This is a genomic window from Rhodococcus sp. IEGM 1354, assembly GCF_030056855.1.
Lineage (GTDB): Bacteria > Actinomycetota > Actinomycetes > Mycobacteriales > Mycobacteriaceae > Rhodococcoides.
Genome location: NZ_JASHKT010000002.1, coordinates 147,744 through 166,908 on the forward strand (window position 1 = coordinate 147,744; position 19,165 = coordinate 166,908).

Consider the following 19,165-nt stretch of genomic DNA (forward strand, 5'->3'; position numbering starts at 1 on the left):
CGAATGCTGTACGAGCAGCTGGGCCATAGCCCACAATTGCGCAGTTACGCGCTCTGCGGGTAACGTGCAGGTCAGTGACCGTGGTCGGTTACATTGAAAGTGGACGAGACGCTGCGCCAACAGCGTCCCGCCCGATGGACCATCAGTTGTTAAAACAACTGAGCCGCTTCAATCAAGGCCCTGGTTAGTTGGATGAGTAGCTTTGCTATCTCCGCCACCCTGACCAGGGTCTTCCCATTTTGGCTTGTCTTCGGCACAGTCCATCACCTCCCTTCCGGGCTCCCATCGGCGTAAATCCGATCGAGACCCCGGCGAGGTAGGTAGTGCTAATCGTAAGGGTTGTCTGGACATATGCCGGAATTACACGAGGTCAACCGGGTTTAGCCCCCGCTCTCCAAAGGAGGGCGGGGGCCTTTTCTGCGTTACGACTACCGAATCTCGATGGTGAGCCGGTACACGCTCACGCCGTCCTCGACTGCAATCAAGCCGCCTGCCGGGTCGGGTTCAGCGGTCCAGCTTTCGGCTATGAGCCAGTTGACCAGTTCGGCCAGGGCTTCCGATTCGGTGGCGTAATTCTCCCCCTCTGTCTCCACACCGTCTGCGGTCAGTGGGTGGGCAAGCACTGTGTACATGAGCGGGTCCGTTCTGGTGGCTGTGCGGGCGACTGGGGGCGGGCCGATCACCCGCCCCCTGGTTGGGCTACTTGATGATCGCGGCGAAGACCTGCACGCCGTCACTGTGGCGTTCGACGTAGTAGCCGGTCATGGTGGCGTCCGATTCGGGATCGTGGCGCAAGCTCATGTTGTTCGCTACGGCGAAGTCGTACAGGTAGCTGAACGCGTCGTGTTCGTCCGTGCCGTTGCCGGTGAAGGTGAACTCTGCGAAGTCGCCGGAGTCGGTAGTGGGGTAAAGAGCGAGGGTGGTGGTAGCGATGGCGAGTGGCGTTGCGGTGGTGGTCATTTCGTCTCCCGAGGTTCTTGGTGTGATACGAGACTAGCGCGCTAGACTCGCTCAGTGCAACCCATGGCCGCAACTCTTTCCAGCCCGCTAGACTGACCTGCATGGGAACACTGGACGACCTGCGGAATCAGAGAGCGGAACGCGCGGAACTCGAAGCGAAAATCGCTGAGGTAGACGCTCGCACAAGGGAATCCGTGGCGGCTGCATTCGACGCGGGGTTGCACTGGGAGGCCATCGCTGAGGCGACTGGGTTCTCCAAAGCGCGAGTGTATCAAGTGCGCAAGGGAACTCGGCAGTAGTCGGGCAGGCTCACCAGAGGTTTGCGGCTATCCCTCAAGTTGGGCGGCGTGCCGCCTGCGGACAGAAACCGCGAGAGTGAACGAAACCAGAACCACGAAACACGCCAGGATGACCGTGTTGCCGGCCAGGTAGGCCGACACGATGCCAAGCATGATCCCGAGGTAAGCGAGTAACGCCGGGACGTTGAGGGGCCTCTGCATGGTCGTCGCCTTCCTATCGCACACGCCCGATTCTAGCGTGCGCCGGTCATCCAACTCTCAACGTCCTCGACCTTGAATCGCCACGACCCGTGCGGAGCGCAGCGCTGGTAACCGAAGTTCGCCCGCGCGTGCTGCCAACAGCACGGTCTGCGTGTGACACCTTGCGTGCTCTGCTACCTCGCGGGTTGTCAACCATGCGGTCACGGCAGCCAGGATGCGGCCATGGCGTTAGTGGCGCAACCGGTAGGGGAACCTGAGACCTACTCTCTAGCAGAGGGATTGGTAGTCCTCCGACGCTTGGGGGGGTGCGTGTCGGTCAGTCTGCGTTTGCGCAAAAGAGGGCTTAGTACACCGCTATTGCCTTCACGACTAACAGAGGTCCGGTGAGAACCACTTCGTCCATGGAGACTGTCCGACCCATGATCTTGTGTGCGTTCTCCAACAACTCTTCGATCTGGAAAGCTCTGCGTGCAGCTCTGTTTACGCCGGACAGAAAAAACTTATCTAACGAGTATGTCTGATCCTCGCCCTTGAACGACTCGACCTGGCCGAAAACGGCAACCTCACCTTCGAGGTCGTCCACCGTGTAACCCTTGACTAAGTGCGCGGGGTTGAGCAGGGCAATCGCTCGCGGGTGGTCGCTAGTCGCTTTCGAGTCAAGGACAACGGGTCCAGTCGGTTTATCCTGGTTAAGGAAGCTTCCGATGAACTCGTTGGGAACGCTTGGCCCGTCAAACATAGCCGGATTTTCCCCCAAGCCGCGAATCATCGCCGAGAAGATGTTGGCCACGTCAGTTGCCGGCGAAATTTCCCACTCACGTTCAAGCTCGACTAGTTGGCGTTTGCGACCGAGACTAGCGTTCGTCTCAAGTGAGCGCCGTTCCTCTAGCGTGTCGATGAGCCGATTCAGAGCACCAGACGGGTGATCAGAGATTTTTCGGCTCTGCGTCACTTCGGTCGAACTACCTTTGGATGCGTTTGCTTCGAGTGAGGGACTGCCGGGTATCGGAACACTGATCTTTCCACCCGCGCCTTTAGCGCGTTCGGAGCTGTCTCGCTGGGTAAACTCAACGTCCGTCATAACGTCGATATCGTGGTAGTTCGCGAGTGGTACGAGTTCATCGGTATTTAGATACTTAGGTGATCGGAACAGTTGCATCGTGGCCCTCGGTTCGTCTCGGTGAATCAACGAGTCTGGTTGGTTTTGTGAGCGACGCTAGCAGTGGGCACCGACAAAAGCCGCTGATCGCTGCAACGATCAGACCTACTGGGCGCTTTCGCGCATCTGCACCAGCAGAGCTTGCACGAACTCATCGCAACCAGGCACACGTGCGGCTTCATCTCGCTTAACGAGTGGGAACACAATCGGGTCGGTGGTGGTCGTGACCTCCCACTCAGTGACCGTATCGAGGCAGCCGGGGTCTGTATCCCACGCCTGCAATGCTGTGATTCCTACGGACTTGATCTGGTCAAAGCCGATGTGTTCCGCCGTGACTCGGGGGGTTTCGTTGCCTGCCAACGGGAAGCTGGTTTCTTGGCGATAGTTCCAAGGCCGATCACCGGATGATTTGCCGACCGCCGTCGCCACGACAAGGGCGTGCGGCAGCAGCAGTGCCCCTGCCCATGTTGTCGGACCGTTGGATTTGTACGCGAGGTCGACGTGGATGCTCAGAACTTCGCTTCCGCCCGTGAGGGAGTACAGGGCGGCGCGGAGGGCTCGCGGGGCGAGGTATCCCAATACGTCCCATGAGTCGTTGGGCTGGTTCAGGGTCTTGCTGTCGATTTCCATGAGTCGACTTTATTGAGTGGGTCCGACAACATGAACAGACCGAACGCGAATGCCCGTCCAGATCGGTAGGCGGAGGCATCGCGCTGTCCGTGACTAGGTGTGACGACTCAGGCGGCTTCGATTGCTGCTACCGACTTGTTGAGAATCTCGATCAGTTCCTTTGCTTCCGCAGTTGTCAGGTCGAGCCGTGGGTCATCGCCTGAAACGCGAACGATGTCCTGGAGGTCGATTCGCACCAGGTTGATGTCTTCCAGCTTGGCGCTGAGAGTTGCGAGGTTGACGAGTGCATCGGCACCGACTGTGACGATGAAGTGCTGCCCCCCATCGGTTCCTATCGATCCCATGTACTGCCCCGAGATTTCGTAGGTGGGTGCTGCGGTGTTGTTGTCATGGTGGTGCCTTTCGTGTTGTTGGGTGGAGCGGATTGGGTGAAACGGTATGGGTCATTCGCAGTAAACATCAACGCGCTAAACGCCTTTCGAACGATTGTGTCGTCATCACCGCAGCTCAATGAGTAGACGGAGGGTCATAAGTGACACTCTCGGGGGCTTTGGCCGGAACGGGCACCTACGGCGGCGGTGCTTCACCAGACGGAGCTTCGCCCTGTGTCTTGATGCCCCAGTGCGGGGTGCCCCAGTGTTGCCCGCTGACCACTCATCCCATGCCTTTTAGCCGCTCACGCTTGAGTGCGTGAGCGGCTGTCAGGTGACCTCACTGTCGGGGATCAGTCGGCGGTGAAGCTCCCACGCCCCGGAACGCAGGATTGTCAGCACATGCAACGGGGGCAGCTGGTTAACGTCGGGCGTGCCTGAGAACGACGTGGAGCGACTAGCGCGAAGGGTCTGGTGTGACGGGCTAAAGGCTGAGCAGGCCGTTCAGGCGCGGGTCCAGTTCGCCCTCAAGGTCTTCCAGCACCGTGACGGCGCGGGCGACACTGTGTAGGAGCGCGCGTGCGGTGGTCGCGGTGAGTTCTTCACCTGCGTCCACATACAACCGGGACACGTTGCCGGCGTCGTGCCATGTGGAAACTTCGACAACGATGGGGTCGCCCTCAGGCTGTGTGATGGTTTCGGAGAAATGGTTGGTGCAGTTCGACATTTGGTGTTCGCTTTCGTTCGGGGGAGTGCGCGGGCACGACAAATAGGGGGGCCAGTGAGAACTGACCCCCTTGCGGGTTATCGGGTTTTGCAGATGGTGCAGGTGACGGGTACGGGTGGTGTCGGAGCGGTCACGGTCACCAGGAAGGCGCGGCACGATGCGCAGAAGAGCTCTACTCGTTCGGGATTGTTCATGCGTGCCAGCCGAGCGCGAGAGCTACGTGGCAGATGCCGACGAACGCAGGGTAGATGCTGAGGCCAGCGAGGATGGTGAGGACATGAGCGCGGGTGGCACTCGTGTTGCTGAGTGCCACCCGACTTGTGCCCCCGGCAGGATTCGAACCTGCGACCGTCGGATTAGAAGGCCGATGCTCTATCCCCTGAGCTACGGAGGCGGCACGGGTGATCGTAACGGACGCAGGAGTTAGGGCCGAAACGTTGCCCTTGCTTTGCCCCAGGGAGAAAGTGTTTGCGCTGGTTGCTCCGCTATGCGAAGGCTTTAGAAGGCCCTTGCTCTATCCCCTGAGCTACGGAGGCTGGCACGCGCGGACAGGCCCGCTTGAGCACGGTTGACGAGTGTACCTTTCCGCCTACGGCGGCGACACCGGCATGGGTTGAGGGAGCTGTGCAGTGGGAAGCCTGTGATGTCGTAGACGTTCCGGCCGGCACCGAAGGAGGTTCGATGCACGACATTCTGGACGAGCTGCTGCACGCCTGGCAGACCGGCGACGCGGTCGCGGTGGCAACGGTCGTGCGGACGTTCGACTCCGCGCCGCGTCCTGTGGGTGCGTCGATGATGGTCGGCCAGGACGGTGCGGTCGCCGGTTCGGTGTCCGGCGGCTGCGTCGAGGGTGCCGTGTACGAGTCGGCGCAGGACGTGATGCAGTCCGGCACCCCGATACTCACTCGATACGGGGTGTCGGACGACGACGCATTCGCAGTCGGGCTCACGTGCGGGGGAACGCTGGACGTGTTCGTGCAGGCGGTGTCGAAGCACACCTTTCCCGAGTTCGGCGACGTCGTGGCGAACGTGCGCCGCAACGACCCGGTGGCAGTGGCTACCGTGATCGCTCATGCCGACGCAACACGGGTCGGTCGGAGAGCAGTTCTGACGGAGTCGGGTATTCGCGGTTCCCTCGGCAGCTCGCGGGCGGACGCGGCCGTTGCCGACGACGCGAAAGGGCTACTCGCAGCGGGTCGTTCGGCTGTTCTGACGTACGGAACCGACGGCCAGCGCCGCGGTCAGGGAATGCAGGTGTTCGTGTCCAGTCATGCGCCGTCGCCGAGAATGCTCGTGTTCGGTGCCATCGACTTCGCTGCGGCGGTTGCGCAGCAGGGTGCGTTTCTGGGCTACCGCGTCACCGTCTGTGACGCCCGTTCCGTCTTTGCGACCCCGCAGCGCTTTCCTGCTGCCGAGCAGGTGGTGGTCGCGTGGCCGCACGACTACCTGAACCAACAGTGGGCGGCGGGGGAGTTGGACGAACGGACCGTGGTCTGTGTGTTGACTCACGACCCGAAGTTCGATGTGCCGCTGCTCGAAGTGGCGTTGCGGATTCCGGCCCTGGCCTTCGTCGGAGCAATGGGCTCGCGTCGAACCCATGACGACCGCATCGCCCGGTTACGGGCGGCAGGAGTGACCGAGACCGAACTCGCGCGATTGTCGAGCCCGATCGGACTCGACCTGGGTGCACGCACGCCGCAGGAGACCGCGGTGTCCATTGCGGCGGAGATCATCGCCCAGAGATGGGGCGGGAGCGGCACGCCTCTCCGGCAGCAGCACGGACGCATCCACCACGACTCGCTGGACGCCGAAGACGGTGCAAAGTACGACGCTGTGTAGGACTCGCGTTTCGACTACTGCCGAACACCTCTTACTCTGGTGGTATGGCCACACCGGATCTCGACAAGACCGACCCGTCGCACGCCGGGGACTCCACCGGCGATGTGCGGTCGGACGAGGGTACGGGCAGTGCAGATCCCCGCTCGACAACCACGTCGGTGTTCGTCACTGCCGGCGTCATCGCCGGTGTCGTCGCTGCCCTGATCGTCATGCTGTCCGCGTCGGACGCGTTGGTCCTGCTCGGTATACCTGATCCCGGCCCGGCCACCACCTACGGACTGCCCGCCCTGCGTGCGATCGGTGAGATCGCAGCGGTCATCGCGGTCGGCTCGTTCCTGCTGGCGGCGTTCCTGGTTCCGCCGCAGAAGAACGGCGTCCTCGACGTGGACGGTTACCGGGCGGTTCGCACCGGCTCGGTCGCATCCATCGTCTGGGCCGTATGTGCGCTTCTCCTCGTGCCGTTGACGCTGTCCGACACCTCCGGCCAGCCGTTCGCCGAGGCCGTGAAGCCGGCGAATCTGTGGATCGCGCTGGATCAGGTGGAGATCGCCAGTGCATGGCGGTGGACGGCCATCATGGCCGTCGTGGTCGCCGTTGCCTCGCGGACTGTACTGCGGTGGTCCTGGACGCCTGCGCTGCTCGGATTCTCGCTGGCCACTCTGCTGCCCATTGCGCTCAGTGGTCACTCCTCGGCGGGCGGATCGCACGACATCGCGACCAACTCGCTGATCCTGCACCTCGGTGCCGCGTCGTTGTGGGCGGGCGGGCTGTTCGCACTGCTTGCACATGTCCGCAGACGCGGCGCGCACACCGACGTCGCTGCTCGGCGGTTCTCCACGATCGCCGGCGTCTGCTTCGTCGTCATGGGCATCAGCGGAGTCATCAACGCCCTGGTTCGGGTGTCCCTCGCCGACCTGTTCACCACGACGTACGGCCTGCTGATCGTGGGCAAGATTCTCGCGTTGATCGTGCTCGGCGGATTCGGCTGGATGCAGCGGCGCCGCGCTCTGCCCGCACTGATCGCCGATCCCACCGCCCGTGGACCGCTGCTCCGGTTCGCCGGGGCCGAGGTGCTCGTTCTCGCCGCGACCGTCGGTCTGGCCGTCGGCCTCGGGCGAACACCACCGCCCGCCGAGATCGACCCGAACCTGACGCCGACCGAGGCCGCGCTCGGATACGACCTCAGCGGACCGCCGACGTTCGCTCGTATGGCTTTCGACTGGCGCTTCGACCTGATCTTCGGCACCGCCGCGATCGTGATGGCCGTGGTGTATCTGATCGGGGTCCGTCGGCTGCGACTGCGCGGCGACGCGTGGCCCGTCGGTCGCACCGTCGCCTGGGTCCTGGGCTGCCTCACACTGCTGATCAGTACGTCTTCGGGCATCGGACGCTATTCCACGGCAGTGTTCAGCGTGCACATGACCGGACACATGATGCTGTCGATGCTCGCGCCGGTTCTGCTCGCGCTCGGCGGTGCACTGACATTGGCGTTGCGTGTCCTGCCCGCAGCGGGCAAGGACGGCGTCCCGGGGATGCGCGAGTGGCTGCTGATGGGCCTGCACAGTCGACTTTCGCAGTTCGTCACCCACCCGCTCGTCGCGGCGCTGATCTTCGTGGGCGGCTTCTACGTGCTCTACCTCGGCGGAATCTTCGGGGCCGTACTGGACAGTCACGGAGCTCATCTGTTGATGAACCTGCACTTCGTGCTCAGCGGATACCTGTTCTACTGGACCGTCATCGGCGTCGATCCGTCTCCGCGCAAGATTGCCCCGGTCACCAAACTCGCCGTGGTGTTCGGCTCACTGCCGTTCCACGCGTTCTTCGGTGTGGCGCTGATGAGCATGAACACCGTCATGGGTGCCTGGTTCTACCGCACGCTCGGCCTCGACTGGAACTCCGACCTACTGGGGGACCAGAAGCTCGGCGGCGGCATCGCGTGGGCAACCGGTGAGGTGCCTCTCGTGCTGGTCATGCTCGCACTGCTGATTCAGTGGTCTCGCAGCGACGATCGCGACGCCAGGCGCGGCGACAGAGCAGCCGAGCGTGACCACGACGCCGACCTGGCCGCGCACAACGCGATGTTCGCCGAGCTGGCTCGTCGCGATCGCGACGGCGGGCAGTAGCGTCGTTTCAGTCGCTGCCGGCGATCTTGTGCAGAAGTCGGTCGAGCTCGGTGCGTTCGGCCGGCTCGAGGCCGTCGAACATGTCCGCGGACACCTGACGTCGTGCCTCGTCGACGCGGTCGAGCAGGGCGCGGCCTGCGTCGGTCAGCTCGACCAGAACTGCGCGTCGATCACTCGGGTCCGGCGCTCGCGTCACCAGTTCTGCCGCTTCGAGTGAGTCGACGATGTCGGTGGCCGATCGCGCGACGATGCGGAGGTGCTCGGCCAGATCACGCAATCGGACCGATTCTCGTTCGCGGGCCAAGACGTGCATGGCCCTGCTCTGCGACGGGTTGAGTCCGAACGGTTCCAGCGCAGTCATGTGGCTTCGCCGAATTCTTCGGGCAACGGCCATGAACGAATCGCTCAGGTTGGGCGAGTGTCCGGTGTCCATAGGACGGATCATAGCGAGGCTTGCTCGCAACCTCATAGTGAGGTAACCTCTGCATATTACTTCAGCTACCACGGAGGTCTACTTGGAAAGCCGTCCCGAACGCGTACCACTCGCTTCCGATCCAGCGCCCGTCCGACGAGTCCTGGCTCTGTTCACGCCCTACCGGCGCAAGATCGCTGTCGTCAGCGCGATCATCGTGGCCAGCGCCATCATTGCGCTCGCCTCTCCGCTACTTCTTCGCGAACTCCTCGATCATGCAATTCCCGACCGCGACGTCACGCTCGTCAGCCTCATCGCGGTCGGCATGATCGCTGTTGCAGTCGCCACCAACACTCTCGGCGTGGTGCAGACCTGGATGTCCAACGGAGTCGGTCAGCAACTCATGCACGATCTGCGCGTGCAGGTCTATTCGCACCTGCAGAGGCAGTCCCTCGGATTCTTCGCGCGAACGCGCACCGGTGAGGTGCAATCGCGTATCGCGAACGACATCGGCGGCATGCAATCCGTCGTCACCAACACCGCTACGTCCATCGCGCAGAACGCCACGACGGTCGCTGCGACCGTGGTCGCGCTCTTCCTGCTCGATTGGAAGCTCGCCACGTTCTCGCTGATCATCCTGCCGATCTTCGTGCGAGTCGCTCGACGTATCGGCGACGAGCGTCGCAAGATCTCGACCAAGCGGCAGAAATTGCTCAGCGATCTGTCCGTCCAGATCGAGGAATCACTGTCCGTCAGTGGAATTCTTCTGGGCAAGACGACCGGTTCCGCCCAAGCGTTGACCGACAAATTCGCCGACCGGTCGCACGAGGTGGCGGGTGTCGAACTGGCCGCGATGATGGCGGGCAAGTGGCGGATGGCGACAATTCAGATCAGCTTCGCCGTGATGCCCGCTCTGGTGTACTGGTTCGCCGGCATCACCATCGGTCAGGGGAGTGCATTGACCATCGGCACCCTGGTCGCGTTCACCGCATTGCAGACCCAATTGTTCCGGCCCACCATGCAATTGCTCAACACCGGCGTTGAAGTACAGGCATCCTTGGCGTTGTTCGGCAGAGTCTTCGAGTATCTCGATCTGCCCATCGATGTCGCCGAACCCGAGCACCCGATCACACTCTCGCGAGAGAGCGTGCGCGGCGATGTCGCTTTCCGCGGCGTCGACTTCACGTATGCCGCCGCGACTGTCCCGACGTTGTGCAACATCGATCTCGACGTACCGGCCGGGAGCACGCTCGCGCTCGTCGGCGCAACCGGATCGGGCAAGACCACGCTGGGATACCTCGTTGCCCGCCTGCATGATCCGACAGCCGGATCGGTGACCATCGACGGTGTCGACTTGCGGCACCTGGCGTCGGAGAACATTGCCGACCTGGTGGGCGTCGTCTCTCAGGAGACCTACCTGTTCCACGCCACCATCAGGGAGAACCTGCGGTTCGCCAAACCCGACGCCACCGACGACGAGATCGTTGCCGCCGCTCGGACTGCCCAGATTCACGACTTCATCGACGGCCTCGACGACGGCTACGACACGATGGTCGGCGAGCGCGGCTACCGATTCTCCGGCGGTGAGAAGCAGCGCATCGCAATCGCCCGAACTGTCCTGCGCAACCCGCCGATTCTGGTGCTCGACGAGGCGACGAGCGCCCTGGACAATCGCACCGAACGCGCAGTGCAGACAGCGCTCGACGGTTTGATGCACGGCCGTACCACCATTCTGATCGCCCATCGCCTGTCCACCGTGCGAGCAGCAGACGCCATCGCGGTACTCGATCACGGCATCGTGCGCGAGGTCGGAAGCCACGAGGCTCTGCTCGCCGAAGACGGTATGTACGCCCAATTGGTCCGTGCCGCAGACGATGTCGTGGACAGCGTTGCTGCATGATCAGGGCTGTTCAATGAGCTGGGCTGCCGCGTGAGCGAGCTTCGAACGATCGCCGGCCGGGTAGAGTGCGAGACCGAGGTCAAGAGATCGCGGTTCGTCACCGTGGTGGACAGGGCGAGCACCGAGGCCGACGCTCGCGCGGTCATCGCTGCGGCACGGAAAGCGGATCCGACTGCCGGACATCACTGTTCGGCATTCATCGTCGAATCCTCGGCTGCAGGCATCGTTACCGTCCACGAAGACAAGGCCCACCGCATCGAGCGATCCAACGACGACGGCGAACCCAGCGGCACGGCAGGAACGCCGATGCTCGAGGTGCTGCGTGGTCACCGGTTGACCAACGTGGTCGCGGTGGTCGGCCGATATTTCGGCGGCACCAAACTCGGTACCGGCGGATTGGCCAGGGCGTACGGCGGTGCGGTCACCGAGGCGCTGACCCAGGCCCTGTTTCTCACCCGAGAGCGACGCGACGTGCTGACGCTCGAACTCGACCACGCCGAGGTGGGACGGCTCGAATCGGAGCTACGCGGACACGGGGCGTCGGTGCTCGATACCGCCTACGCTGCACGAGCCGTGCTCACCGTCGCCGTCGCAGACGCCGATTCGACTGCAGCGCTGGTGGCTGCGCTCACCGCCGGACGGGTGGTGCCGGCTCTCGGTGGGCACGTCTACGTAGAGACAGCCGAGTAGCACACCGGTCCGACAGAAGTGGCGTCATGACTCGCCGATTCCGGACGTTGATCCACAGGCTCAGCGGTTGTCCACATTTCGCGAACCGGTCCGTCACGGGCCGCTCCGGCGTAGCAGTGTCGATCTCGATCGCAATCACGCGACCTTCATCGAGAGGAAGACACCATGTACGAAGCTCAGTGCGCTGTTGTGGGCACCGTCATCACCAATCCCGTCAAGCGCTCCACACCCACCGGCGACGAGGTCCTCAGCTTCCGGATGGCGAGCAACGCCCGCCGGCAGGACCGCAACACCGGTGAATGGACCGACGGCGGCACGCTCTATCTCACGGTCACGTGCTGGCGTCGACTCGTGCGCGGCGTCGGCGCATCGTTGATGAAGGGCGATCCGATCATCGCCTACGGACAGCTGCGCACCAACGAATACACCAATCGCGACGGCGTCGAACGATCCGACCTCGAGATGCGGGCCAGCGCCGTCGGTCCGGACCTTGCGCGCTGCAACGTGGCAATCCATCGGACCAGGACGGTCGCGCCCGAAGTACCTGCAGACGAGGCACTCACCGACGACGATCGGGGTGCCGCCGAACCACCGGAGCACGAGCCGGATCGCGATCGAATCGGTGACGACATCCGCGAGGCGGTACCCGCCTGACGGCCCGCCGACATCCGTCGTCCCCGGTGGATGCAGCCCGCGCGCGACCGCGGACGACGGATGTGGGCTCGGCGCGGACTCGGTCGATGGTGTTCCGACGCGCCCGCACCGATAAGCTGGGCGGCATGGCTGAATTCATTTACACCATGAAGAAGGTGCGCAAGGCGCACGGCGACAAAGTCATCCTCGACGACGTGACGATGAGCTTCTACCCGGGAGCGAAGATCGGCGTCGTCGGCCCGAACGGCGCCGGTAAGTCCAGCATCCTCAAGATCATGGCGGGAATCGATCAGCCCGGAAACGGTGAGGCGTTCCTCGCTCCCGGTGCCTCGGTCGGCATTCTCATGCAGGAGCCGATTCTCGACGACACCAAGACCGTTCGCGAGAACGTCGAGGACGGACTCGGTGAGACGATGGTCCAGCTCAAGCGCTACAACGAGATCGCCGAGCTGATGGCAACCGACTACTCCGACGAGCTCATGGAGGAGATGGGCGAGCTGCAGGAAAAGCTCGACCACGCCGACGCCTGGGAGATCGACTCGCAGCTCGAACAGGCGATGGACGCGCTGCGCTGCCCGCCGCCCGAGTCCCCGGTCACCAACCTCTCCGGTGGTGAGAAGCGCCGCGTGGCCCTGTGCAAGCTGCTGCTGAGCAAGCCCGACCTGTTGCTGCTCGACGAACCGACCAACCACCTCGACGCCGAGAGTGTCCTGTGGCTCGAGCAGCACTTGGCCGCCTACGCCGGTGCCATTCTCGCCGTGACTCACGACCGGTACTTCCTCGACCACGTCGCGCAGTGGATCGCCGAGGTCGATCGCGGACACCTGTACCCGTACGAGGGCAACTACTCGACCTACCTGGAGAAGAAGGCCGAGCGTCTCGAAGTCTCGGGCAAGAAGGACCAGAAGCTGCAGAAGCGCCTCAAGGACGAACTCGCCTGGGTTCGCTCCGGTGCCAAGGCTCGCCAGGCCAAGAGCAAGTCTCGTCTGGCTCGCTACGACGAGATGGTGGCCGAGGCCGAGAAGACCAGGAAGCTCGACTTCGACGAGATCCAGATCCCCAACCCGCCGCGCCTCGGCGACGTCGTAGTCGAGGTCAAGAGCCTGGACAAGGGCTTCGACGGCCGCGTGCTGATCAAGGATCTGTCGTTCACGTTGCCGCGCAACGGAATCGTCGGCGTCATCGGACCCAACGGTGTCGGTAAGACGACGCTGTTCAAGACCATCGTCGGGCTCGAGGAGCCGGACGGCGGCGAGGTGAAGATCGGGCAGACCGTCAAGCTCAGCTACGTCGACCAGAACCGCTCGGGCATCGACTCGAAGAAGACGGTCTGGGAAACGGTCTCCGACGGCCTGGACTTCATCACCGTGGGCAACTCGGAATTCCCGTCGCGCGCGTACATCAGCTCGTTCGGGTTCAAGGGCCACGATCAGCAGAAGCCGGCCGGAGTGCTCTCCGGCGGTGAGCGGAACCGTCTGAACCTGGCGATGACGCTCAAGCAGGGCGGCAACCTGATCCTGCTCGACGAGCCGACCAACGACCTCGACGTCGAGACACTCGGATCGCTCGAGAACGCGCTCGAGGAATTCCCCGGTTGCGCCGTGGTCATCTCGCACGACCGGTGGTTCCTTGACCGCACTTGCACCCACATCCTGGCGTGGGAAGGCGGCTTCGGAGACAACGAAGCTGCCTGGTACTGGTACGAGGGCAACTTCGAGGGCTACGAGGCCAACAAGGTCGAGCGTCTCGGGCCCGACGCAGCACGTCCGCATCGCGTCACGCACCGGAAGCTGACCAGAGACTGACATGTCGGCACAGACCTTCACCTGCACACTTCAGGTGCGGTGGGGTGATTCCGACCGCCTCGGGCACGTCAACAACACCCGGTTCGTCGAGTACCTCCAGGAAGGCCGCGTTCAGTTTCTGAACGTGGCGCTGGGGGGCTCGGAAAATCGCGGCGCGGTGGTGGTTCGTACGTTGACCACCAACTTCCTGCATCCGATTCTCGACGACTCCGGCCCGCTGGTGATCGAGCTGTGGATCACTCGCATCGGAACCACGTCGTACGGCGTCCGGCACGTCGTCACCGATCGAAACGGAACGGTGTGCGCAGACGCGGAGGCACTGATGGTGGCCTTCGACCTCGACACGTCCTCGTCCAGGCCGCTGCGCGAACACGAACGAACTGCACTGAGCGAGTATCTCCACAGCGATTCGCCGTGACTGCCGGATCGGCCTGACGCGCTGGTTCTCGAGATCTCTGCGCTTGCGGGGTCACCCGCACTAGGGTCGAGGGGTCATCGACGACCGGCGATCGGCGGGCGTCGGGAAATCCTCACGAGGGAGTACTCGAAAACAATGTCACGCTCGCTTGACCTGACCGACGACGACTGGGCCGACGGGCTCGACGACAGGCTTGTGGCCGAGTTGGCGACATTGCGTACGGAGTATTTCGAGCACACCGACGCCACGGCGCTCGCAGTGTCCGCGCATACCCCCGACATCACCACTTTTCGGCGGCATGTTCGGCTCGCCGCACAGCGGCTGCCGGGGACGGCAAACGTGGCGGTCCATCGACCGAACGAGTCTGCAGCACAGCAGGCAGCGGGAAGTTACCTACAGATCGTCACCGACGACATGCCGTTGCTGGTCGAGTCGATCATGTCGCTGCTCTCGCGTCTCGGCATCGAATACACCGACGTGGTTCATCCCATCCTCTCGGTCGATCGCAACGCAGAGGGAGTGCTCACCGGGCTGAGCTCTGCCGGCATTGCGGAATCCTGGATACACGTGCAGCTGCACCCGTCCACATCCGACGGTGCCGTCGCGCAGCTGGAAGGGGAGACGAGTCGAGTACTTGGCGATGTGCGTCAGGTCGTCGGTGACACCGACGAGATGCGTCGCGTGCAGGCTGCCGTGGCCGATCGGTTGGACGGTGTCGCTGCAGCGTCCGGCGACACCGACTCCGAACCAGCCGTCGCACACCGGGATGCGGCTGCCTTGCTGCGTTGGCTGGGCGACGGCCATTACACCTTGCTGGGTTACCGCCGATACACGATCGACGGTAGCGACGGTGACCGAACCGCAACCGGTGTGGAATCCAGCAGCCTGGGTGTCCTTCGCGATGCCGGCCAACATGGAGACGGACCCGAACCGGTCGGTGAACGCGATCTGGTTGCTCTGACGCAAGGTCCGAACCCGGCCACGGTTCATCGTGCTGTCTACCCCTATTTCGTCAGTGTGATCGACGCCGACGACTCCGCCGAGCATCGGTTCGTCGGCGTCTTCACCGTCACCGCGCTGCACGAGAACGTCCTCGACATTCCGGTGATCGAGCGTCGAGTGCGGTCGGTGATCGCCAGGGCCGGTCATGATCTCGGGTCCTTCTCCGGTCAGGCCATGCTCGAGGTGCTGCAGTCGATGCCGCGGTCGGAACTGTTCGCAACCTCTGCCTCGTGGCTTTTCGAGACGGCGAGTGCTGTTCTGGCGCTGGGTCGCCGGCGCAAGGTCAAGCTGTTCGTTCGACCCGATGCGAGTGGGTCCTTCGTCAGTGCTCTGGTGTATCTGCCGCGAGATCGCTACACCACTCGCGTCCGACTCGCGATCCAGGACCGACTGCTCCGGGAGCTCGGTGGTACCTCGCTCGACTACACCGCACGCGTCACCGAATCGGATCTAGCGCTGCTGCACGTGACGGTGCGCCGAGCACCGGGCACCGCGTCTCCCCACCTGTCCGCCGACGACATCGCCCGGATCGAAGCGGCGCTGACCGAGACCACCCGAACGTGGGAGGACTCGTTGGGGGACGCCGTTTCTCTCGACCGAGCCGTCGACCCGGCGCGAATTCAGCGCTACACCGAGGCATTTCCCGAGGCGTACAAGCAGGATTTCAGTCCGGCCAGAGCTGTCACGGACATCGCCCGCCTCGAAGCACTGGGCGACGAAGCGATCGACATGCAGCTCTACCGCAACGAGCGGTCGGCCGTGGGTAGCTGGCGCTTCTCGCTGTACATCGGCGGTGCCGGCGTATCGCTGTCCCAGGTGCTGCCCATTCTGCAGAGTCTCGGTGTCGAGGTCGACGACGAGCGACCGTACCCGGTGGTCCGCCCGGATGGAATGTCCTGCTGGATATACGATTTCGGTCTCTCCGCCTCACGTGAGATGTTGCGCTCCGCCATCGACGGTGACCTCGACGCCGAGCTGTCCGAGGCAGGCACGGCCGATCGCGAGAGCCGGGTCCAGCATCGATTCACCGACGCATTCGCGGCGGTGTGGAGCGGCGCGGCAGAAGCGGATCGTTTCAACGAACTGGTGATGCGTGCAGGTCTGCACTGGCGGCAGGCCGTGGTGTTGCGTGCCTACGCGAAGTACCTGCGGCAGGCGGGTTTTCCCTACAGTCAGTTCAACATCGAGGGCGTCCTCCTGGCGCATCCGCGCACCGCTCGGCTGCTCGTCGGGCTGTTCGAGGCGCAGTTCGACCCCGAGACCAGTGCCGAAGCGGACGCGCAGGCCATCGGCACTCAGCTCGGCGAGCTGATCGACGAGGTCGTCAGCCTCGATGCCGACCGCATTCTGCGCAGCATGTTCGAGCTCATCCGAGCGACGTTGCGCACCAACCACTTCGTGGTGGGATCCGACGGTGCACATCGCCCGTACCTCTCGCTCAAGTTCGACCCGCAATCCATCGCGGAGCTACCCAAACCGAAGCCCACGTTCGAGATCTTCGTGTACTCCCCGCGCGTCGAGGGGGTCCATCTCAGGTTCGGTGCGGTGGCCCGAGGCGGGTTGCGCTGGTCCGATCGGCGGGAGGACTTCCGGACGGAGATTCTCGGGCTCGCCAAGGCTCAGATGGTCAAGAACGCAGTCATCGTGCCCGTCGGGGCCAAGGGTGGATTCGTCGTCAAGCGTCCTCCGGTGACCACAGGTGAAGCCGACCGAGATCGACAGGCATACGCCGAGGAAGGCAAAGCCTGCTACCGACTGTTCATCGCCGGGTTGCTCGACATCACCGACAATCTCGACCGCGCTACCGGGTCGGTATCGGTACCTACCGGGGTGGTGCGCCGCGACGGAGACGACACCTACCTCGTCGTCGCGGCGGACAAGGGCACCGCGACCTTCTCCGACATGGCCAACGGCATCGCTGCCGAGTACGGATTCTGGCTCGGTGACGCGTTCGCGTCCGGTGGATCCGCCGGATACGACCACAAAGCCATGGGAATCACCGCCAAGGGTGCGTGGGAGAGCGTCAAGCGGCACTTCCGTGAGCTCGGAATCGACACGCAGAGTCAGGATTTCACGGTCGTCGGCGTCGGCGACATGAGCGGAGACGTATTCGGTAACGGCATGCTGCTGAGCCGACACATTCGCTTGCTCGCGGCGTTCGACCACCGGCACATCTTTCTCGACCCCGATCCCGATCGGGAGTCGTCGTTCGCCGAGCGGGAGCGCTTGTTCGCCCTGCCGCGGTCGTCGTGGGCGGACTACGACACCTCGCTCATCAGTGCCGGCGGAGGGGTGTGGGAGCGGACCCGCAAATCTGTACCCATCAGCGCCGCAGCACGGTCGGCCCTCGGGTTGGACGAATCGGTTGCTGCACTGTCACCACCCGAGTTGGTGAACGCGATCCTGAAGGCCCCCGCCGATCTGCTGTGGAACGGCGGAATCGGCACCTACATCAAGGCATCCAGTGAGAGCAACGCCGAAGTCGGCGACAAGGCCAACGACGCGGTGCGGGTCGACGGCCTGGATGTGCGAGCGGCCGTGGTGGGGGAGGGCGGAAACCTCGGTGCCACCGCACTGGGCAGAATCGAGTACGCCGCAGCCGGCGGCAAGATCAACACCGACGCCGTCGACAACTCGGCGGGCGTCGACTGCTCCGATCACGAAGTCAACATCAAGATCCTGCTCGAGACAGCCATCACCAACGGAAACCTGGCGCGCGAAGACCGCGACGAGCTGCTTGCGTCCATGACCGACGAGGTCGGGCGATTGGTGTTGTGGGACAACATCATGCAGAACGAGTTGCTCGGAACGTCCAGATTCGACGCACCACATCTGGTGACGGTGCACAGCCGGGTGATCGAGGATCTGGAGACGCGTCGAGGGCTCGACCGGGAGCTCGAGGCTCTGCCCACCGAGGCCGATCTCCGTCGTCGCAAGCAAGACGGTCGTGGACTGACGTCGCCGGAACTCGCGACGTTGATGGCGCACGTGAAATTGGCATTGGAAGCGGAACTGCTCGACAGCGAGCTTCCCGACAGCGACGTCTTCGCCCCCCGGCTACCCAAGTATTTCCCCGAGCCACTGCGGGATCCGTATGCAGATGCCATCAAGGCGCATCCGCTACGGCGTCAACTGGTGGCGACGACGCTCGCCAACGAGGCCATCGACTGCGGCGGAATCACCTACCCGTATCGCTTGACCGAGGACTCCGGTGCCGCAGGCACCGACGCCATCCGCGCGTTCGCCGCTGCCACCGAGATCTTCGGCCTCGACGAGGTGTGGGATTCGATTCGCGCGGCCGACGTACCCACCGCAGTGTCGGCCGAGCTGCTGCTCGAATCGCGTCGCATGCTCGATCGAGTATCCCGGTGGCTGTTGGCCAATCGGCCGCAGCCGCTGGCGGTCGGGGCCGAGATCAGTCGCTATGCCGGGCAGGTTCGCGCGCTGCAGCCGCGGGTCGCGTCATGGATCTCCGGTCACCAGGCGGTCGATCTGGACCGGCGCTCGGGGGCCGCGATGGAACGAGGTGCTCCGGCCGAGCTGGCACGTCGGATCTACGGCCTGCTCGACGTCTACTGCCTGCTCGACATCATCGATATCGCCGACATCGTCGACCGGGACGGAGCGGAGGTGGCCGAGCTGTACTTCGCGCTCGACGCGCACATCGGCATCGACTGGTTGCTCACCGCGGTCTCGAAGCTGGCCCGCGGCGATCGATGGCATTCGTTGGCGCGCTTGGCTCTTCGTGACGATCTGTACGCCTCCCTTCGCGGAATCACCAAGGCCGTGTTGGCCGCAGGCGAACCGGACGAGTCGGTCACGGAGAAGATCGCCGAATGGGAATCGACCAATTCGTCGCGGTTGGCCCGCTCGCGCGCAGCGCTCACCGAGATCGCCGAGACGGGCACGCTGGACTTGGCGACACTCTCGGTTGCCGCTCGACAGGTGAGAAACATGGTTCCCTGACACCATGGA

The 19,165-nt window shown here is 63.6% G+C and carries 15 protein-coding genes and 1 tRNA gene; 8 read left to right on the forward strand and 8 right to left on the reverse strand.

Annotated features, from left to right (window positions below; genetic code table 11):
• Positions 1-428: 428 nt before the first annotated feature.
• The 7 genes from QM588_RS05160 to QM588_RS05190 all read right to left on the reverse strand — a co-directional run bounded on the left by QM588_RS05160 (position 429) and on the right by QM588_RS05190 (position 4,741).
• Positions 429-632 carry a hypothetical protein gene (locus QM588_RS05160; protein ID WP_283312023.1) on the reverse strand — a complete coding sequence of 68 codons (204 nt, stop codon included), beginning with the start codon at positions 630-632 and terminating at the stop codon, positions 429-431.
• Positions 633-699: 67 nt separating this feature from the next.
• Complete coding sequence (locus tag QM588_RS05165) at positions 700-960, reverse strand: hypothetical protein (protein ID WP_283312024.1); 261 nt, start codon at positions 958-960, stop codon at positions 700-702.
• An 843-nt stretch (positions 961-1,803) separates the two neighbouring features.
• Positions 1,804-2,619, reverse strand: coding sequence for a DUF6414 family protein (locus QM588_RS05170; protein WP_283312025.1), 816 nt, complete (start codon positions 2,617-2,619; stop codon positions 1,804-1,806).
• A gap of 105 nt (positions 2,620-2,724) precedes the next feature.
• Positions 2,725-3,249 carry a hypothetical protein gene (locus QM588_RS05175; protein ID WP_283312026.1) on the reverse strand — a complete coding sequence of 175 codons (525 nt, stop codon included), beginning with the start codon at positions 3,247-3,249 and terminating at the stop codon, positions 2,725-2,727.
• Between the two features lie 107 nt (positions 3,250-3,356).
• On the reverse strand, positions 3,357-3,593 hold the full coding sequence (locus QM588_RS05180; RefSeq protein ID WP_283312028.1) for a hypothetical protein: 237 nt from the start codon (positions 3,591-3,593) through the stop codon (positions 3,357-3,359).
• Positions 3,594-4,104: 511 nt separating this feature from the next.
• Positions 4,105-4,347, reverse strand: a complete 243-nt coding sequence (locus QM588_RS05185) for a hypothetical protein (protein ID WP_283312029.1) — start codon at positions 4,345-4,347, stop codon at positions 4,105-4,107.
• A gap of 321 nt (positions 4,348-4,668) precedes the next feature.
• Positions 4,669-4,741, reverse strand: a tRNA-Arg gene (locus QM588_RS05190).
• Between the two features lie 287 nt (positions 4,742-5,028).
• On the opposite strand from QM588_RS05190, the gene QM588_RS05195 reads away from it, so the two are divergent.
• Together QM588_RS05195 and QM588_RS05200 are read left to right on the forward strand one after the other, a co-directional pair.
• Positions 5,029-6,186, forward strand: coding sequence for an XdhC family protein (locus tag QM588_RS05195; protein WP_283312030.1), 1,158 nt, complete (start codon positions 5,029-5,031; stop codon positions 6,184-6,186).
• Between the two features lie 209 nt (positions 6,187-6,395).
• Positions 6,396-8,309, forward strand: a complete 1,914-nt coding sequence (locus QM588_RS05200) for a cytochrome c oxidase assembly protein (RefSeq protein WP_442972873.1) — start codon at positions 6,396-6,398, stop codon at positions 8,307-8,309.
• Between the two features lie 7 nt (positions 8,310-8,316).
• Here the strand turns inward: QM588_RS05200 and QM588_RS05205 are convergent, their stop codons facing one another.
• Positions 8,317-8,742, reverse strand: coding sequence for a MarR family winged helix-turn-helix transcriptional regulator (locus QM588_RS05205; RefSeq protein WP_057473278.1), 426 nt, complete (start codon positions 8,740-8,742; stop codon positions 8,317-8,319).
• An 82-nt stretch (positions 8,743-8,824) separates the two neighbouring features.
• On the opposite strand from QM588_RS05205, the gene QM588_RS05210 reads away from it, so the two are divergent.
• The 6 genes from QM588_RS05210 (at position 8,825) to QM588_RS05235 (ending at position 19,156) form a co-directional block, all read left to right on the forward strand.
• The gene (locus QM588_RS05210; RefSeq protein ID WP_204847539.1) at positions 8,825-10,621 is read left to right on the forward strand and encodes an ABC transporter ATP-binding protein; all 1,797 of its coding nucleotides are present in this window, start codon (positions 8,825-8,827) and stop codon (positions 10,619-10,621) included.
• Between the two features lie 30 nt (positions 10,622-10,651).
• Positions 10,652-11,311 carry an IMPACT family protein gene (locus tag QM588_RS05215; RefSeq protein WP_283312033.1) on the forward strand — a complete coding sequence of 220 codons (660 nt, stop codon included), beginning with the start codon at positions 10,652-10,654 and terminating at the stop codon, positions 11,309-11,311.
• 165 nt (positions 11,312-11,476) lie between these two features.
• Positions 11,477-11,965, forward strand: a complete 489-nt coding sequence (gene ssb, locus QM588_RS05220; RefSeq protein ID WP_283312035.1) for a single-stranded DNA-binding protein — start codon at positions 11,477-11,479, stop codon at positions 11,963-11,965.
• Between the two features lie 125 nt (positions 11,966-12,090).
• A complete protein-coding gene (gene ettA, locus QM588_RS05225) occupies positions 12,091-13,770 on the forward strand; it encodes an energy-dependent translational throttle protein EttA (protein WP_027497597.1) in 1,680 nt (559 codons plus the stop codon).
• 1 nt (position 13,771) lies between these two features.
• On the forward strand, positions 13,772-14,188 hold the full coding sequence (locus QM588_RS05230; protein WP_283312036.1) for an acyl-CoA thioesterase: 417 nt from the start codon (positions 13,772-13,774) through the stop codon (positions 14,186-14,188).
• A gap of 135 nt (positions 14,189-14,323) precedes the next feature.
• Positions 14,324-19,156: an NAD-glutamate dehydrogenase gene (locus QM588_RS05235; protein WP_283312038.1), complete on the forward strand. Its 4,833-nt coding sequence runs from the start codon at positions 14,324-14,326 to the stop codon at positions 19,154-19,156.
• Positions 19,157-19,165 lie beyond the last annotated feature (9 nt).

What these genes read in the sequence shown, in the direction of transcription:
- QM588_RS05175 (WP_283312026.1), bottom strand. Translation starts at nt 3,249, where the DNA reads ATGGAAATCGACAGCAAGACCCTGAACCAGCCCAACGACTCATGGGAC.
- QM588_RS05195 (WP_283312030.1), top strand. Translation starts at nt 5,029, where the DNA reads ATGCACGACATTCTGGACGAGCTGCTGCACGCCTGGCAGACCGGCGAC.
- QM588_RS05185 (WP_283312029.1), bottom strand. Translation starts at nt 4,347, where the DNA reads ATGTCGAACTGCACCAACCATTTCTCCGAAACCATCACACAGCCTGAG.
- QM588_RS05235 (WP_283312038.1), top strand. Translation starts at nt 14,324, where the DNA reads ATGTCACGCTCGCTTGACCTGACCGACGACGACTGGGCCGACGGGCTC.
- QM588_RS05230 (WP_283312036.1), top strand. Translation starts at nt 13,772, where the DNA reads ATGTCGGCACAGACCTTCACCTGCACACTTCAGGTGCGGTGGGGTGAT.
- ettA (WP_027497597.1), top strand. Translation starts at nt 12,091, where the DNA reads ATGGCTGAATTCATTTACACCATGAAGAAGGTGCGCAAGGCGCACGGC.
- QM588_RS05160 (WP_283312023.1), bottom strand. Translation starts at nt 632, where the DNA reads ATGTACACAGTGCTTGCCCACCCACTGACCGCAGACGGTGTGGAGACA.
- QM588_RS05180 (WP_283312028.1), bottom strand. Translation starts at nt 3,593, where the DNA reads ATGGGATCGATAGGAACCGATGGGGGGCAGCACTTCATCGTCACAGTC.
- QM588_RS05200 (WP_442972873.1), top strand. Translation starts at nt 6,396, where the DNA reads ATGCTGTCCGCGTCGGACGCGTTGGTCCTGCTCGGTATACCTGATCCC.
- QM588_RS05165 (WP_283312024.1), bottom strand. Translation starts at nt 960, where the DNA reads ATGACCACCACCGCAACGCCACTCGCCATCGCTACCACCACCCTCGCT.
- QM588_RS05170 (WP_283312025.1), bottom strand. Translation starts at nt 2,619, where the DNA reads ATGCAACTGTTCCGATCACCTAAGTATCTAAATACCGATGAACTCGTA.
- QM588_RS05205 (WP_057473278.1), bottom strand. Translation starts at nt 8,742, where the DNA reads ATGGACACCGGACACTCGCCCAACCTGAGCGATTCGTTCATGGCCGTT.
- ssb (WP_283312035.1), top strand. Translation starts at nt 11,477, where the DNA reads ATGTACGAAGCTCAGTGCGCTGTTGTGGGCACCGTCATCACCAATCCC.